This window comes from Variovorax sp. LjRoot84, assembly GCF_964254305.1.
In the GTDB taxonomy this organism is placed as follows: domain Bacteria; phylum Pseudomonadota; class Gammaproteobacteria; order Burkholderiales; family Burkholderiaceae_C; genus Variovorax.
The window spans coordinates 1,735,884-1,751,612 of the sequence record NZ_CAXUTE020000001.1 but is presented as its reverse complement, the minus strand read 5'-3'; the positions used below and the strand labels follow the sequence as shown (position 1 = coordinate 1,751,612).

The window sequence follows — 15,729 nt, the reverse complement described above, 5'->3', positions numbered from 1 at the left end:
AAAATGCCCGGTTTCCCCCGAACACCGTCAGGACACCCCATGGATGCAGAGCAAATCAACCAAATCGGCGCAACCCTCGCGGACCTGAGCGCCCGGACGGTCGATCTACGGAGGTATCTTTGACTACGATGCCAAAGCCGAACGTCTGAGGACGGTCAACGCATCGCTCGAAGATCCCAACGTCTGGAACGACCCGAAGAAGGCCCAGGAGCTGGGCCGCGAGAAGAAGTCGCTCGACGACGTGGTCGTCACGCTCGACCGGCTCACCAGCGGCCTCTCGGACAACACCGAGCTCTTCGAAATGTCGAAGGAAGAAGGCGACATGGACGGCCTGCAGTCCATCGCCGATGACGCAGCCAAGCTCGAAGCCGACATCAAGCAGCTCGAGTTCCGCCGGATGTTCAACAACCCGGCCGACCCGCTGAACGCCTTCGTCGACATCCAGGCCGGCGCCGGCGGCACCGAGGCCTGCGACTGGGCCAGCATGCTGCTGCGCCAGTACCTGAAGTACGCCGAGCGCAAGGGCTTCAAGACCCAGATCGAGGACGAGACGCCCGGCGACACGGCCGGCATCAAGGGCGCCACCATCAAGGTCGAGGGCGACTACGCCTTCGGCTTGCTGCGCACCGAGACCGGCGTGCACCGCCTGGTGCGCAAGTCGCCCTTCGATTCCTCGGGCGGGCGCCACACCAGCTTTGCCAGCATCTTCGTCTACCCCGAGATCGACGACTCGATCGAGATTGAGATCAACCCGGCGGACGTGCGCACCGACACCTTCCGCGCCAGCGGCGCCGGCGGCCAGCACATCAACAAGACCGACTCGGCCGTGCGGCTCACGCACATCCCGACCGGCATCGTGGTGCAGTGCCAGGACGGCCGCAGCCAGCACAGCAACCGCGACGTGGCCTGGAAGCGCCTGCGCTCGCGCCTGTACGACCACGAGATGCGCAAGCGCCAGGAAGAGCAGCAGAAGCTGGAAGACAGCAAGACCGACGTCGGCTGGGGCCACCAGATCCGCAGCTATGTGCTGGACAACAGCCGCATCAAGGACCTGCGCACCAACGTCGAGATCAGCAACACGCAGAAGGTGCTGGACGGCGACCTGGATCCCTTCATCGAAGCCTCGTTGAAGCAAGGCGTCTGATGCAGGGCACTTCGCACAAGGCGGAAGCCCTGATCTTCGACATGGACGGCACCATGGTCGACTCCATGCCCTGGCACGCCAAGGCATGGGTCGAGTACGGCCGCCGCAAGGGCCTGGCGATCGACATCCCGGACTTCATGCGCCGCACCACCGGCCGCACGGCCTTCGAATGCGCCTGCGAGCTCATGGGCCGCGAAGTGACCGAAGCCGAGAGCATCGAGATCACGCACGCCAAGGAGTCGATCTACCGCGAGCTCTTCGGGGCGGCATTTCGCGAAGTGACTGGCTTCAGCGACTTTGCCAAGGCTGCGGTGGCACGCGGCTTCAAGATCGCGGTCGGCACGGCGGGCGACAAGCACAACATCGCCTTCACCATGTCGCAGCTCAAGCTGGACCCGGCGCCGCTCGCCATCGTGGGCGGCGACGAGGGCCTGCCCGGCAAGCCGCAACCCGCGATCTTTCTCGAAGCCGCGCGCCGCATCGGCGTGCCGCCGGCGCGCTGCGTCGTGTTCGAGGACGCGCCCTTCGGCATCGAGGCCGCGCGTCGCGGCGGCATGCGCGCGGTGGCGGTCTGCAGCACCCACTCTGCCTCCGAACTCGCAGGGCCGCATGTGATTGCGGCCGTGCGCGACTACAACGAACTCGCAAAATCAAACTTTCTGGAGACGCTCGATGCACTTGCGTGATGCCCAAGGCGAACCCGTCGCGATCCGCCGCGAGGACTACCGCGCCCCCGCCTACTGGATCGACACCGTCGACCTGACCTTCGACCTCGACCCGGCCAAGACGCGCGTGCTCAACCGCATGCGCCTGCGCCGCAACCCCGACGTGCCGGCCGAGCCGCTGCGCCTGGACGGCGACGAGCTCAACCTGGCGCGGGTGCTGGTCGACGGCCAGGGCGCGTCCTTCCGCATGGAGGCCGAGCAGCTCGTCATCGACAACCTGCCCGATGCCTTCGAGCTCGAGCTCTTCACCACCTGCGCGCCCGCGAAGAACACCAAGCTCATGGGCCTGTTCGTGAGCGAGGACACCTTCTTCACGCAGTGCGAGGCCGAAGGCTTCCGCCGCATCACCTACTTCCTCGACCGCCCCGACGTGATGGCGAGCTACACGGTGACGATCCGCGCCGCCAAGGCCGCCTACCCGGTGCTGCTGTCGAACGGCAACCTGGTCGAACAGGGCGAGCTGCCCGAAGGCCGCCACTTCGCGAAGTGGGTCGACCCCTTCCGCAAGCCCTGCTATCTGTTCGCGCTGGTGGCCGGCAAGCTGGTGGCGCGCGAGCAGCGCATCAAGGCACGCAACGGCAAGGAACACCTGCTGCAGGTCTACGTGCGCGCCGGCGACCTCGACAAAACCGAGCACGCGATGAACTCGCTGGTCAACTCGGTGACGTGGGACGAAGCCCGCTTCGGCCTGCCGCTGGACCTCGACCGCTTCATGATCGTCGCCACCAGCGACTTCAACATGGGCGCGATGGAGAACAAGGGCCTGAACATCTTCAACACGAAGTACGTTCTGGCCAACCAGGCCACCGCCACCGACGCCGACTACAGCAACATCGAGAGCGTGGTCGGCCACGAGTACTTCCACAACTGGAGCGGCGACCGCGTGACCTGCCGCGACTGGTTCCAGCTCTCGCTGAAGGAAGGCCTCACGGTGTTCCGCGACCAGGAGTTCAGCCAGGACCTGTGCGCCGACGCCTCGGCACGCGCCGTCAAGCGCATCGAGGACGTGCGCGTGCTGCGCACCGCCCAGTTCCCCGAAGACGCGGGCCCGATGGCGCACCCGGTGCGGCCCGACAGCTACATCGAGATCAGCAACTTCTACACCGTCACCATCTACGAGAAGGGTGCCGAGGTGGTGCGCATGATGCAGACGCTGGTCGGCCGCAAGGGCTTCGAGCGCGGCATCACGCTGTACTTCGAGCGCCACGACGGCCAGGCCGTGACCTGCGACGACTTCGCGCAGGCCATTGCCGACGCCAACCCCGAGTCCGACCTCGCGCGCCTGTTGCCGCAGTTCAAGCGGTGGTACAGCCAGGCCGGCACGCCGCGCCTGGCGGCCCACGGCGTGTACGACGCCGCGACGCGCAGCTACACGCTGAGCTTCTTGCAGAGCTGCGCGCCGACGCCGGGCCAGCCGGTCAAGGACCCCTTCGTGATCCCGGTGAACCTGGGCCTCTTGGGCGACGACGGCCGCGAGCTGCCGCTGCAGCTGGCGGGCGAAGAGAACGCCACGCAGGGCACGCGCACGCTCGTGCTCACGCGCCCCGGCGAGCAGTTCACCTTCATCAACATCGACGCCGAACCGGTGCCCTCGATCCTGCGCGGCTTCAGCGCGCCGGTGATCCTCGACCACGAGTACAGCGACGCCCAGTTGCTCACGCTGCTGGCCAACGACCCGGACCCCTTCAACCGCTGGGAAGCCGGCCAGCGCCTGGCGCTGCGCGCCGCGATCCACGCGATCGGCACGCCCGCCGTCAGTGCCAGCGAAGCGCCGCTGAACGAGGCGTATCTCGAAGCCATGCGCCGCGTGCTGCGCGACCCCAAGCTCGACGCCGCCTTCAAGGAACTGGTGCTCACCCTGCCCTCGGAAACCTACATCGCCGAGCAGCTGGAAGTGGTCGATCCGCAGCGCGTGCATGCCGTGCGCGAAGCCATGCGCACGCAGCTCGCCGCCGGCCTCTTCGCCGACTGGGAACAGGCCTACGAGCAGAACCGCGACACCGGCGGCTACCAGCCCGACCCCGTGTCCTCGGGCCGCCGCGCGCTGGCGGGCCTCGCCCTCACCTACCTGTGCCTCGCCACACGCGCCTCCGGCGACGCCGTCTGGCCCGGCAAGACGTTGCAGCGCTTCAAGGACGCGGGCAACATGACCGACCGCTTCAACGCCCTCAACGCCCTGGTCTCCTCGGGCCATGCGCTGGCGGCGCCGGCGCTGGCGCGCTTCCACGCGATCTTCAAGGACGAGGCGCTGGTCATCGACAAGTGGTTCTCGCTGCAAGCCGGCGCGCCCGACCGCGGCGGCGACATCCTGCCGCTGGTCAAGCAGCTCATGAAGCACCCCGACTTCTCGCTCAAAAACCCGAACCGCGCGCGCAGCGTGATCTTCAGCTACTGCAGCGGCAACCCCGGCGCCCTGCACCGCCCCGATGCAGCCGGCTACGTGTTCTGGAGCGATCGCGTGATCGAGCTCGACGCCATCAACCCGCAGGTCGCGGCCCGCCTCGCGCGCGCGCTCGACCGCTGGAGCAAGCTGGCCGAGCCGTACCGCAGCGCGGCGCGCGAGGCCATCGTGCGCGTGGCCGCCAAGCCCGATCTCAGCAAGGACACGCACGAGGTCGTGACCCGTGCCCTCGCGAGCTAGCCAGCTAGTCAAGAAGAAAACACCGGAACCATGGCTCATCAACACAAGATCTCCCTCACCCGCTACCTGGTCGAACAACAGCGCGCCGACGGCCTGATCCCCGGCCAGCTGCGCCTCTTGCTCGAAGTGGTGGCGCGCGCCTGCAAGACCATCAGCCAGGCCGTCAACAAGGGCGCGCTCGGCGGCGTGCTCGGCACGGCCGAGAGCGAGAACGTGCAGGGCGAAATCCAGAAGAAGCTGGACATCATCGCCAACGAGGTGCTGATCGAGGCCAACGAATGGGGCGGCCACCTCGCCGCCATGGCCAGCGAGGAGATGGACAGCATCCACGTGGTGCCCAACCGCTACCCGCAGGGCGAATACCTGCTCTTGTTCGACCCCCTCGACGGCTCGAGCAACATCGACGTCAACGTCAGCATCGGCACCATCTTCAGCGTGCTGAAGAAGCCCGACGACACCCCCGGCGTGCAAGAGGCCGACTTCCTGCAGGCCGGCAGCAGGCAGGTGGCGGCCGGCTACTGCATCTACGGCCCGCAGACCACGCTGGTGCTGACCGTGGGCAATGGCGTCGCAATGTTCACGCTCGACCGCGAGCAGGGCTCCTTCATGCTCACGCAGGAGGACATCCAGATCCCGGCCGACACCAAGGAATTCGCCGTCAACATGAGCAACATGCGCCACTGGGACGCCCCGGTGAAGCGCTACATCGACGAATGCCTGGCCGGCAAGGAAGGCCCGCGCGGCAAGGACTTCAACATGCGCTGGATTGCCAGCATGGTGGCCGACGTGCACCGCATCCTGATGCGCGGCGGCGTCTTCATGTACCCCTGGGACAAGCGCGAGCCCGAGAAGGCCGGCAAGCTGCGCCTCATGTACGAGGCCAACCCGATGAGCTGGCTGGTCGAACAGGCCGGCGGCGCCGCCACCAATGGCAAGAAGCGCATCCTCAACCTGGAGCCCACCAAGCTGCACGAACGCGTGGCTGTTGTGTTGGGGTCAAAGAACGAGGTCGAGCGCCTGACCGGGTATCACGAACCGCTATAATCGCGGGCTTAGCCGGTGTAGCTCAGTCGGTAGAGCAGCTCATTCGTAATGAGAAGGTCGGGTGTTCGATTCATCTCTCCGGCACCAATACAGATAAGGCCTCGTTGCTATCAGCTCGATAGCAACGAGGCCTTTTCCGTGGGCGGCCGACCCAAGAGGATTTCGAGCGGCGGGGCTTGTACAAACCCTGGCTCGTAGATCAGTTGGAAAGCATCGCTTGGTACGCCGCCCAGGCCTTGAACCCCACAGGATTGGCATCCTCCCCTCCTTCTTGTATCGAACGCGTGATTCGAACTTTTTCTGCAGGCTCATAAAGCCATGCGTGAGACGCTCTACCTCGCCGACAAGACGCCTGAAGTCCTCCAAAGCGACCTTGACCGCAGGTTTCATCTTGGCGGGATCGCTCTCCCAAGACAGCTCCACGAACTCGATCTCGTCGGTGTTGATGCGCATGTGGCCCCATCGTCCATGCGCGTACTTGTTCCTTTGTCCCTGAACGCGCTCAACCTCTTTGAACCACGCCTTGAACTCGCTCAGGGTTGATAGGCCTCGTGACTATTTCACGCGCAGACCCGCTATCGTGTGCTGACCGCGAACATTCGCGTCATAACACCGATGACCCAGCCCTTCCCCAGCGAAACGCCAGCCGACCGCGCCGCCGCCTTGCTCGATCGAGCCGGCGCCCTCGTCATCGCAGCAGGCGCCGGCATGGGCGTCGACTCCGGCCTTCCCGACTTCCGCGGCACGGCCGGTTTCTGGAACGCCTACCCTGCGCTCGCCCGCGCACAGATCGACTTCCACCGCATTGCCTCACCCTCCGCGTTCGAGGCCCAGTCGACGCTGGCCTGGGGCTTCTACGGCCATCGCCTGAACCTGTACCGCCGCACCACGCCGCACGCCGGCTTCGCGCTGCTCAAGCATTGGGGCGAGAAGATGGCTCACGGCTACGCCGTCTTCACCAGCAATGTCGACGGGCAGTTCCAGAAGGCGGGCTTCGATGCGGCGCTGATCCACGAATGCCATGGGTCCATCCACCACCTGCAGTGCCTGGCTCCGTGCAGCGATGACATCTGGAGCGCGGACGGCTTCACGCCGGACGTGGACGAATACGCATGTCGGCTGCGCAATGCGCCGCCCGTGTGTCCTCGTTGCGGCGGCCTTGCGCGGCCGAACGTGCTGATGTTCGGCGACTACGAGTGGATCGAAGCGCGCGAGCAGGCGCAGGCTGAGCGCCTCGAACGGTGGCTATCGTCGGTGAGCCGGCCGGTGGTGATCGAGATCGGCGCGGGCACGGCGATCCCTTCGGTGCGCTACTTCAGCCAGCGCGTCGTCCAGCAGTTCGGCGGTCGGCTGATTCGCATCAACCCCCGCGAGCCCGAAGTGCGGAGCTCGCACGACGTGGGGCTGGCCATCGGAGCCGTCGAAGGCTTGAACGCAATCGCCGACGTGCTGGGCGCCGACTGGCTGTTGTAGTCCAACGCCCGAAGTAGCATCCGCCTCGTACGCACGACGCGGACGAACCAACCTCCAGGAGTTGCCGATGAGCCGAAACGACAATGAAGAAAACAGCTCGGTCGCCCTCTACTGGGACTTCGAGAATCTGCACGCGAGCCTCTGCGAAGCGAAGTTCGGCGAGGGCAGCTACAGCAAACCGGACGCTCGCTTCAAGGTGCAGGAGCCGCTGATCGATGTCCAGGCCATCGTCGAACTGGCATCGTCGTTCGGCCCCATCGCGATCAACCGCGCGTACTGCAACTGGCAGTACTACGGCCGCTATCGTGATGCGCTGCTTCAGAGTGCGGTCGAGTTGATCCAGCTCTTCCCGCCGGGCGCATCCGCCAAGAACGGCGCAGACATCAAGCTGTGCCTGGACGCTACGGAAGACATCGCCCGCTTCTCGCACCTCGGCACGATCATCATCGTCGGCGGCGACAGCGATTTCATGCCGGTCGCGCAGAAGATCAAGGCCGCGGGCCGGACGCTCATCGGCTTGGGCACGCGCAAGTCGACCAATCGGCACTGGGCCAAGAGCTGCCACGAGTTCCGCTACTACGAGAACCTGGCCGAAGAGCCTGCGGTACCTGAAGATCAACCCGATGAAGCGGCGCCGATCGAGGCACCGCCTGTGAATCCTGCCGCCGATGTCCTCAAACGCGCCATCAAACTCCTTGCCGAAACCAAGGGCGACCCGTGGGTCAACAAAGGCTCGATCTGGCACATGATCAAGCGGCTCGACCCGACCTTCGACACCAAGGAATACGGCCACCCCAACTTCCCCGCGATGGTGAAGGCGCTGGACGACATCGTCGAGGTCAGGAAGGGTGATTCGGACCAGGTGGTGCGCCTGCGTTGAAGGGGCCCCTGCCCTCACCCTGGCCCTCTCCCGGAGGGAGAGGGGACAAGACCGGGCCCGTACCCACGGCCGCAGTAGGCAGACTGACAAGAGCAGTCGCCGCAGCCATACTGGGCTCTCCACAAACGGAGGTCACCATGGCCCAGCACGCAATCACCGCTGTTCACTACGGGGGCGGGAAGATCGATCTCGTCGCGCTTCACCCGGTTGTGGACAAGGAATTCGGTTCGACAGAACTGGCGCTCAGCGCGGCACGGCGCGTCAAGGTCGGCGAATGCGTCGATCTGCTTGCCGCCGGCGAGGAGGTCTGCATCGCGCGGCGCACCGAAAACCATGCCTGGGAGATCGTTTGCGACGTCAAGGCGCTGCCGGGCGGCAACGGCATCACCGGCGTCGACATCGTCGACCAGCCCAACGACGCTTTGCAGAACCTTCCAAAGTGGGACTAGTGCGGGGCGCTCATGCTGACCTTGCTGTCCGCCGCCCCGCTCAGCCGTTCAATACAGGGTTTGGCGCGTACTTGTCACCCACGCCCTCGCGCAGCGGATGCGTGTCGTAGACGATGTGCATGCTGTCGATGCGGTCGCTGTCCGTGCGGAAGCCGAACACGTCCACGCAGGGGAAGTCGACCAGCCTTCCGTCGCTCAGCGTCCAGTCATAGCGGAAGTAGGCCGCCACGCGTACCGTGGCGTCTACAGGCTGTACCGACGCGAACAGATCGATCAGCGTGATCACACTCTGGCGCGATGCCTGCGCCAACCTGGGGAAGAAGTCGCGCGCCTTCATGGTGCCGAGAAACGGGGAATGCACGACGCCGTTGTTCTCGAAAGTGGAAATCAACCCCGCCGTATCGCTTGCGTGCAGGTATTGCAGGTAGCTGCGCACCGTATCCAGTTGGTTTTGACTCATGTGTGGGCTCCTTGTCGGTTAACGGCTGAATCGTTCCAGACACGGCGCTCGCCGACAAGTCAGAATGGCCGTCAATCCATAAGAGTCGTTTATGAATTTGCGCTACCTGCAGTACCTCAGGCTGGTGATCGAACATGGCAGCTTCGCTGCTGCGGCGCGGGCCGGTGGTGTGTCGCAGCCGGCGATCAGTCACGGCATGAGGCAGCTGCAGCGACAGTTCGACACACCGCTTTTCGTTGCGTCCGGGCGCAGGCTGCTGCCCACCGAGGCAGCGTTGCAAGCGGCGTTGGAGAGCACGGATCTCGCAGAGCGGATCGAAGCACTTGGAATGGCGAGTGCCACTCCGGCCCATCGCGACACGCTGCGCGTTGGGGTGACGCCATCCGCCGCGCTGGTCTGCGGCCCGGCGTTGCACTTCGGTTGGTGTGATGGCCACCCTCGCCGTCGCCTCGACATGTCGAGCGCCGACGAAGGCCGCATGCTTGCGAAGTTGCAGGGCGGCGAACTTGACCTCGTGATTTCACCGCTGCCTCGTGGGTACCCTGCCGCCGGCCTGGCCTGTCAGCCGCTGTACCAGCTCACGCCGCTGGCCTACGCCTGCCGCGCGCACCCCTTGGCCAAGGCGCAATCACTGGAGGAACTGCAGGGGGCGTCATGGGCGATCGTCGGGCCCAGCGTGAGCGGGCCCGTAGACGTGCTGCATGAGGCATTTGCCGTCCGCCGGATGCGGGCGTCACGTGTGGTGGCGTCGTGCCCCGACTACGCCAGCCTTCTGCATCTGATGGCCGACAGCGACTTGCTGGGCGTGCTCCCTCACCCGGCGCTGCTGGAGAGTGCAGCGAAGGGCCAGGTTGTGCCGCTGCGTCTGCGTGAGGCCCTTCCGCGCTACGAGATGCATCTGTTCACGCCGACGCGATCGCGCCGACTGCTGGGGCCTGTCATCGCGAGTTTGCGGCAGCGTGCACACACACCACCTATGCGCGACGCCGTACAGACGGAGTACGCGCATCCGGTCACAGTGACCGGATGACCCCCTCCGAATTCACTGCCGACGCCATGGTTCGTGTCTACCTGCGTGGACGCACCTTGCCAGAAGTCTTGCACGCTGCGGTTGTGTGGGTGGCCGAAGCACGGCTGAGCAGCGGCAGGATGCCGGTGCTCGACCAGAGCCTGCGCACAGACATCGACAACCAGGCCATCGCGCCGCCGACAGGCATCGGAGTCGCCGCGGCGGCTGAGCGGCCGGCCGTGTGTGCCTTGCTCCAACCAGCTCCTGCATAACTCACTGAAAGGTGGACATCATGAAAACAACATCCTGGATGACGGCAGCAGCCATCAGTTCGCTCCTGACTTTGGCCGGATGCGCGACCGGTCCCAACCAGCAGCTCGGTATCGCCGGTGGCGCCGTCGGCGGAGCGGTGCTTGGCAACGCGATCGGCGGCAACGCGGCTTCAACAGTGGGAGGGGCCGCCATCGGCGGCCTGATAGGCAACGAAGTGGGGCGGAACGCGGACCAGCGCAACTACAACAACCGTGGCTACTACCCCTACAACGGCCCCCGCTACTGAGCGCTCCCGCTTTCACAGACGTGCCATGAGGCACGTTTTTTTTTGCCCCGTTCGAGGCAACTCGCTATATCTTGCCGGCCAACAGCAGAACCACCAGGACCACCAGCACCAGCCCGATGCCACCGCTGGGACCGTAACCCCATCCCCGACTGTGGGGCCAGCTTGGAATCGCGCCGATGAGCAGCAGGACCACGATGATCAACAGAATTGTTCCCAATGTCATGGCATGTCTCCTGTCAGTGAGTCGTAGCGGCGCAGCGCTCGAGAAAACTCGCGCAGCGCACCAATCCCGCTTTCCTCGGCGCGCCGGCACCAGTCTTCCAGCTGTTTCACCAGCTGCTCCTTCGAGGCTGCGGATCGGCTCCATACGGCAGTGAGATCCTGCCGCATCGAGTAAATGGTGCTCAGCACCGTGCTGGAGTGCAGAGCCTGTTGCAGGACTGCGCGCTCCTTCTCCGGCAATTCCCTCGCATCCCTTTGCAGCAGGTAGTTGACCGGGTCCAGCGCCTTGGAGTCCCTGGAGCCCGGGATCGCGCCGGCCCGCAGGCTGAGGACTTCCGCCACGGCAGTCGGGCGCACGGACCTGGCGAACTTGGCCAGTACGTCGTAGCGGTGAGTGATGACAGCTTGCAGGGTCCCCGTGTCGCAACGGGTCTTGGATGTGTCGTAGCGAATCCTGGGCGCAACCTTGCGCACCTTCGCCAGGTGAATCATTTCCAGGATGCGGATGTACATCCAGCCGATGTCGAATTCCCACCACTTGCTGGACAGCCTGGCAGAGGTGACATAGGCGTGATGGTTGTTGTGCAGCTCTTCGCCGCCGATCAGGATGCCCCACGGCACGACATTGCTGGAGCTGTCGTTCGGCGCGAAATTGCGGTAGCCCCAATAATGGCCGACGCCGTTGATGACGCCCGCGGCGAAGAACGGAATCCACAGCATCTGAACCGCCCACATGCTGAGTCCGATCGGGCCGAACAGGACGATGTCGATGCCCAGCACGAGGCCGATGCCGAGTCGGGTGTGCCTCGCGTACAGCTTGCGCTCGATCCAATCGTCAGGGGTGCCGTGGCCGTATTTTTCGAGCGTTGCGGCGTTTCTGGCTTCCATGCGATAGAGCTCGGTGCCTTCGAACAGCACTTTCCTGATGCCATGGATCTGCGGGCTGTGGGGGTCTTCGGAGCTTTCGCAGTTGGCGTGGTGCTTGCGGTGGATCGCCGTCCATTCCCTGGTCACCATTCCGGTGGTGAGCCACAGCCAGAAACGGAATAAGTGGCTGGCGACGGGATGCAGTTCCAGCGCGCGATGCGCCTGATGCCGATGCAGAAAAATGGTGACCGCGGCGATGGTGACGTGGGTCGAGCCCAGCGTGACCAGCACAAGACCCCACCAGGGCAGATCGAGCACGCTAAGTTGCATCACAAGGTCCGTTGCGGGGCTGCGCAATGCCCCCACTTGCAATGCTAGTCAAACGATGGCGATCGTCTGTACGCTACCGCACGGTGAGACCGATGTCGCCGGATCAGGTCGCTGTTTCATGGGGCAGCAAGCGATCGGTCTCACGCTTCACCACTTCGTAGCATTCGCACACGTGCCGCTCGAGACCCGGACGGTCCAGCACCGTGATGTGACCCTGGGCGTACTGGATCAGGTTCAGGCGCTGCAGCTTGCCGGCCGCCTCCGTCACGCCTTCGCGCCGAACGCCGAGCATGTTGGCGATCAGCTCCTGCGTCATTACCAGGTAGCTGCCCGGCAGCCTGTCGAGGCTCAGCAGGAGCCAGCGACACAGCTGTTGCTCGAGCGAATGGTGTCGATTGCATACGGCCGTCTGCGACATCTGCGTGATGAGCGCCTGGGTATAGCGCAGCAGGAGATGGAGCAACGGCCCTCCCTGCTCGACCAGTTGCTTGATATGCCTGGCGCCCAGCCGAAACGCATGCCCTGCGCTTTGCACCACCGCGCGGTTCGGCGTGCTGCCTCCGCCCATCAGGAGCGAGACGCCGACCATGCCCTCGAACCCTACGACCGCAATCTCGGCGGACTGCCCGTTCTCGAGGACATACAGCAGCGAAACGATGCAGTCGGTCGGGAAGTACACGTGTTGCTGGACCGCGCCCGACTCGTAAAGAACATCGCCCAACTGAAGCGTCACCAGTTCGAGAAGCGGCGCCAGACCGGCCCGCACATCCGGAGGCATCACCTCCAGGAGGTCGTTGTGCGCTGAAGCAGAGCGCGGTGAAGTCGCAGTCGATGCCATGACGAGCCGAAGTCCCGAAATTGAACACCACGTGCCTCACATTCCGCACATGTTGCGACGCAATAACTCGCAATTACCGGAGCGCAAGGCGGCGGGTCATGGCGTGGGTGGTTGCACGGCGTCGATGAGGCGTTCGGTGTTCTCTTCCCAGTCGCGCAGCATCTTCTTGACCTGACGATAGTTGTCGATCGCCTGACTCAAGATCTGCGCCTGCTGCTCGCTGACGTAGCGGGCGGTCGGCTTGCCCGCGCGCGTGCGCACCCATTGGTAGTAGGGGCCGTGGCGCGCAGCCGGATCGGTGGCGCAGCCGCAGTTGGGCTTGCCGCACTTCATCATGCGCTGGCTCAGCGTGCCCGAACACAGCAGCTCGAATTCACCCAGCGAGGCGCGGATGCCCTGGATGCGTTCGCGCGCGCGTTGCACGCTGCGCTTGGAGGGGATGGTCATGCGCTGCCTGATCTTGATTTGTTTCTAGCTTACATATATTATGATGTAAGAAGGATGGCGCTTCAACCTCCGCTCTCACCCTCTGCGCTGGGCGTGCTCGCCGAGCGGATGGGTCCCTTACCCCTGGTCAATCACTTCCTGTCGCGCATGGGTCTGCTCGAATTGCTCGAGCACCACGTCCCCACCGCCGACGGCCGCAGCACTGTCTCCCATGCGCAGGCGCTGGGCGTGTTGCTGCGCTCGATCATCGTCGAGCGCGAACCGATCTACCGCCAGCAGGAGAGCGCCAGCGGGTTCGCCGCCGGCCTGTTCGGCGTCGATGCCGCGCAGGCCACCCGACTCAGCGACGATCGCATCGGCCGCGCGCTGGATCGGCTGTTCGACGCCGATCGCGCCGCGCTGCTCACCGGCGTCGTGCTGGCCGTCGCGCAGCGCTTCGGCGTGCGCATGGAGCAGTTGCACAACGACTCGACGTCGGTCTCTCTGTGCGGTCAGTACCGCCAGGCCAGTGGCCGCGGCGTGCGTGGGCGCAGTGCGCCGGCTATCACCTTCGGTTACTCGAAGGACCACCGCCCGGATCTGAAGCAGCTGCTGTTCATCCTCACCACCGCGGCCGACGGCGGCGTGCCGGTGCAGTTCCGCTGCGCCAGTGGCAACACCACCGACGTGCGCACCCATATCGAGACCTGGAACACGCTGCGCGAGTTGGCCGGGCGCGCCGACTTCCTGTATGTCGCCGATTCGAAGCTTTGCTCGCAAGACAACATGCAGCACATCGCGCGCGCCGGCGGGCGCTTCGTGACGGTCATGCCACGCTCGCGCCAGGAGGATGCGCAGTTCCGCAAATGGATCCAGACCGGCTCGCCGTCCTGGGAGTTGGTGTGGGACCGGCCTAATGCGCGCGAGGCCGACGCTCCGCGGGATCTGTGGTGCGTCTTCAAGCCCGAACTGCCCTCGGCGGAGCTGTACACCATCGTGTGGGTGTGGAGCACGCTGCTGACCCTGCACCAGACCCATCGCCGCCAGAAGCACCTGGCGGCGGCCATCGAACAGCTGAGCGATCTCAAGCGACGCTTGGCCGCTGCCCGCGCCCGGCTGCGCGGCGCCGCGCAGATCGACCTGCAGGTCGCGCAGATCCTGGAGCGCTACAAGGTCGCCCGCTATGTGAAGGTCTCGCGCGTGGTGCGCGAGGAGCACAGCTTCAAGCAGTCACGCCGCGGACGCCCGGGCCCGGACACCGCCTACCGCAAGATCACCCGCCGGCGCTTCGACATCGAATGGACGCTGGACACGCATGCCATCGCCTACGACCAGAAGAGCGACGGTATGTACCCGTTGCTTTGCAACGACCCCAGCCTCTCGCCCGCCCAGGTGCTCACCGCCCACAAGGGTCAGCCATGCATCGAGAAGCGCTTCGAGCAGCTGAAGTCGGTGCACGAGATCGCACCCGTGTTCCTGAAGAACGAGGCGCGCATCGAGGCGCTGTTCACCCTGTACTTCCTGGCCCTGCTGGTGCAGGCGCTCATCGAGCGCGAGCTGCGCCAGGGCATGCAGGCGGCCAACATCGATCAGCTCCCCCTCTATCCCGAGGCCCGGGCCTGTCGGCGGCCCACCACCGAACACATCCTGCGGCTGTTCAGCCTCGCCGAGCGCGTGTCGGTGTTGGCCCATGGCGAGGTCATCCGGGTCTTCCCGCCAGAACTCACCGAACTGCAGCGCCAAGTCCTCGGCTTGCTGGGAGTGCCCGCTTCAGCCTATCTCGCCAAGCCCTGAAGCCGCCTTCCGCTACGACGGAAATTCGGGTTTATTGACAGATTCGATGTGCGGAATGTGAGACGTGCGGGGAATGTAGCGCCGTTTTTTTCGCTGTTGCACCGGTTTGTCAGCGGCTGATTCGGCTCTTGCTTTCATCCGGAAAGCGTAGGATGGTTGGCGTCTCAGTCCCCGCCTTCGAGCAGCCACCATGAGCGACCCGGACTTCACGGCCCTGCAGCAGCACATGCTCGCGGAAATCGCTGCGAAGACGATTTTCTCGACCTCGTACCTGGGCAAGGCTGCGCTCGATCCGCGGGTCATGGATGCCATGGCCAAGGTGCCGCGCCATGAGTTCGTGCCGCTCGAGCTGCGGCCCTTTGCCTACGTCGACACGCCCTTGCCCATCGGCTACGGCAAGACGATCTCGCAGCCCTTCATCGTCGCCGTGATGACCGATCTGCTCGACGTGCAGCCGACCGACACGGTGCTGGAAATCGGCACCGGGCTGGGCTACCAGTCGGCGATCCTGGCGGAGCTCGCGCTGCGGGTCTTCAGCATCGAGCTGATCGAAGAGCTGGCCACGCGGGCGATGCACCGGCTGGCGCGGCAGGGCCATCTCAACGTCGACATCAAGATCGGCAACGGCTGCCATGGCTGGCCCGAATACGCGCCCTTCGACAAGGTGATCGTGACGGCGGCGCCGGAGCTGATTCCGCCGGCGCTCATCTACCAGTTGAAACCCGGCGGCAAGATGGTGATTCCCGCCGGCCTGCCCGAGTCGCAGCAGCTCATGCTGGCCGAGAAGGATCTCGACGGTTCGGTATCGACGAAGGACATCTTTCCGGTGCTGTTCTCTTCGCTCGAGGACGAGGAGTCCTAGCTAAAG

General features: G+C 64.9%; 18 protein-coding genes and 1 tRNA gene. 14 read left to right on the top strand and 5 right to left on the bottom strand.

Translation table 11 applies throughout. The features are described from left to right. Nucleotides 1-39 precede the first annotated feature (39 nt). The 9 genes from prfB to ACSQ9I_RS08850 all read left to right on the top strand — a co-directional run bounded on the left by prfB (nucleotide 40) and on the right by ACSQ9I_RS08850 (nucleotide 8,356). Nucleotides 40-1,144, top strand: a protein-coding gene (gene prfB, locus ACSQ9I_RS08890) for a peptide chain release factor 2 (protein WP_139191607.1) whose coding sequence is annotated in 2 segments (ribosomal slippage) — nucleotides 40-120 and nucleotides 122-1,144 — 1,104 coding nt in all. Because the reading frame shifts where the segments join, the coding sequence is not laid out codon by codon here. Beyond that, nucleotides 1,144-1,830, top strand: a complete 687-nt coding sequence (locus tag ACSQ9I_RS08885) for an HAD family hydrolase (RefSeq protein ID WP_436312891.1) — start codon at nucleotides 1,144-1,146, stop codon at nucleotides 1,828-1,830. Before prfB ends, ACSQ9I_RS08885 begins: the two co-directional genes overlap by 1 nt. Next, nucleotides 1,817-4,510 (top strand): aminopeptidase N, encoded by a 2,694-nt coding sequence (gene pepN / locus ACSQ9I_RS08880; protein WP_436312890.1) that lies wholly within the window; start codon nucleotides 1,817-1,819, stop codon nucleotides 4,508-4,510. Before ACSQ9I_RS08885 ends, pepN begins: the two co-directional genes overlap by 14 nt. Nucleotides 4,511-4,540: 30 nt before the next feature. Further along, a complete protein-coding gene (locus tag ACSQ9I_RS08875; protein WP_436312889.1) occupies nucleotides 4,541-5,554 on the top strand; it encodes a class 1 fructose-bisphosphatase in 1,014 nt (337 codons plus the stop codon). An 11-nt stretch (nucleotides 5,555-5,565) separates the two neighbouring features. Beyond that, nucleotides 5,566-5,641: transfer RNA gene (locus tag ACSQ9I_RS08870), tRNA-Thr, on the top strand. Between the two features lie 231 nt (nucleotides 5,642-5,872). Further along, nucleotides 5,873-6,097: a hypothetical protein gene (locus tag ACSQ9I_RS08865; protein WP_436312888.1), complete on the top strand. Its 225-nt coding sequence runs from the start codon at nucleotides 5,873-5,875 to the stop codon at nucleotides 6,095-6,097. A gap of 72 nt (nucleotides 6,098-6,169) precedes the next feature. Next, on the top strand, nucleotides 6,170-7,027 hold the full coding sequence (locus ACSQ9I_RS08860; protein ID WP_436312887.1) for an SIR2 family NAD-dependent protein deacylase: 858 nt from the start codon (nucleotides 6,170-6,172) through the stop codon (nucleotides 7,025-7,027). Nucleotides 7,028-7,094: 67 nt separating this feature from the next. Further along, nucleotides 7,095-7,907 (top strand): NYN domain-containing protein, encoded by an 813-nt coding sequence (locus ACSQ9I_RS08855; RefSeq protein ID WP_436312886.1) that lies wholly within the window; start codon nucleotides 7,095-7,097, stop codon nucleotides 7,905-7,907. Between the two features lie 137 nt (nucleotides 7,908-8,044). Beyond that, on the top strand, nucleotides 8,045-8,356 hold the full coding sequence (locus ACSQ9I_RS08850) for a hypothetical protein (RefSeq protein WP_436312885.1): 312 nt from the start codon (nucleotides 8,045-8,047) through the stop codon (nucleotides 8,354-8,356). Between the two features lie 40 nt (nucleotides 8,357-8,396). On the opposite strand, the gene ACSQ9I_RS08845 is transcribed toward ACSQ9I_RS08850, so the two are convergent. Further along, a complete protein-coding gene (locus ACSQ9I_RS08845; RefSeq protein WP_436312884.1) occupies nucleotides 8,397-8,816 on the bottom strand; it encodes a nuclear transport factor 2 family protein in 420 nt (139 codons plus the stop codon). Nucleotides 8,817-8,907: 91 nt separating this feature from the next. Between ACSQ9I_RS08845 and ACSQ9I_RS08840 the strand changes: the two genes are divergently transcribed. The 3 genes from ACSQ9I_RS08840 to ACSQ9I_RS08830 are packed head-to-tail and all read left to right on the top strand — an operon-like array spanning nucleotide 8,908 to nucleotide 10,384. Then, on the top strand, nucleotides 8,908-9,846 hold the full coding sequence (locus ACSQ9I_RS08840) for a LysR family transcriptional regulator (protein ID WP_436312883.1): 939 nt from the start codon (nucleotides 8,908-8,910) through the stop codon (nucleotides 9,844-9,846). Continuing rightward, entirely contained in the window at nucleotides 9,843-10,097 is a 255-nt protein-coding gene (locus ACSQ9I_RS08835) for a hypothetical protein (protein ID WP_436312882.1), read from the top strand. Before ACSQ9I_RS08840 ends, ACSQ9I_RS08835 begins: the two co-directional genes overlap by 4 nt. A gap of 20 nt (nucleotides 10,098-10,117) precedes the next feature. After that, nucleotides 10,118-10,384 carry a glycine zipper domain-containing protein gene (locus ACSQ9I_RS08830; RefSeq protein ID WP_093102660.1) on the top strand — a complete coding sequence of 89 codons (267 nt, stop codon included), beginning with the start codon at nucleotides 10,118-10,120 and terminating at the stop codon, nucleotides 10,382-10,384. Between the two features lie 64 nt (nucleotides 10,385-10,448). On the opposite strand, the gene ACSQ9I_RS08825 is transcribed toward ACSQ9I_RS08830, so the two are convergent. From ACSQ9I_RS08825 to ACSQ9I_RS08810, 4 genes are all read right to left on the bottom strand, one after another. Then, nucleotides 10,449-10,607, bottom strand: a complete 159-nt coding sequence (locus tag ACSQ9I_RS08825) for a DUF3309 family protein (RefSeq protein ID WP_436290773.1) — start codon at nucleotides 10,605-10,607, stop codon at nucleotides 10,449-10,451. Next, entirely contained in the window at nucleotides 10,604-11,803 is a 1,200-nt protein-coding gene (locus ACSQ9I_RS08820; protein ID WP_436312881.1) for a DesA family fatty acid desaturase, read from the bottom strand. Before ACSQ9I_RS08820 ends, ACSQ9I_RS08825 begins: the two co-directional genes overlap by 4 nt. A 103-nt stretch (nucleotides 11,804-11,906) precedes the next feature. Then, on the bottom strand, nucleotides 11,907-12,581 hold the full coding sequence (locus ACSQ9I_RS08815) for a Crp/Fnr family transcriptional regulator (protein ID WP_436312880.1): 675 nt from the start codon (nucleotides 12,579-12,581) through the stop codon (nucleotides 11,907-11,909). Nucleotides 12,582-12,737: 156 nt separating this feature from the next. Next, nucleotides 12,738-13,088 carry a DUF6788 family protein gene (locus ACSQ9I_RS08810; RefSeq protein ID WP_436312879.1) on the bottom strand — a complete coding sequence of 117 codons (351 nt, stop codon included), beginning with the start codon at nucleotides 13,086-13,088 and terminating at the stop codon, nucleotides 12,738-12,740. Nucleotides 13,089-13,142: 54 nt separating this feature from the next. On the opposite strand from ACSQ9I_RS08810, the gene ACSQ9I_RS08805 reads away from it, so the two are divergent. Both ACSQ9I_RS08805 and ACSQ9I_RS08800 read left to right on the top strand, forming a co-directional pair. After that, nucleotides 13,143-14,861 carry an IS1634 family transposase gene (locus tag ACSQ9I_RS08805; protein WP_436312878.1) on the top strand — a complete coding sequence of 573 codons (1,719 nt, stop codon included), beginning with the start codon at nucleotides 13,143-13,145 and terminating at the stop codon, nucleotides 14,859-14,861. A 190-nt stretch (nucleotides 14,862-15,051) separates the two neighbouring features. Beyond that, nucleotides 15,052-15,723 (top strand): protein-L-isoaspartate(D-aspartate) O-methyltransferase, encoded by a 672-nt coding sequence (locus ACSQ9I_RS08800; RefSeq protein ID WP_436303345.1) that lies wholly within the window; start codon nucleotides 15,052-15,054, stop codon nucleotides 15,721-15,723. Nucleotides 15,724-15,729 lie beyond the last annotated feature (6 nt).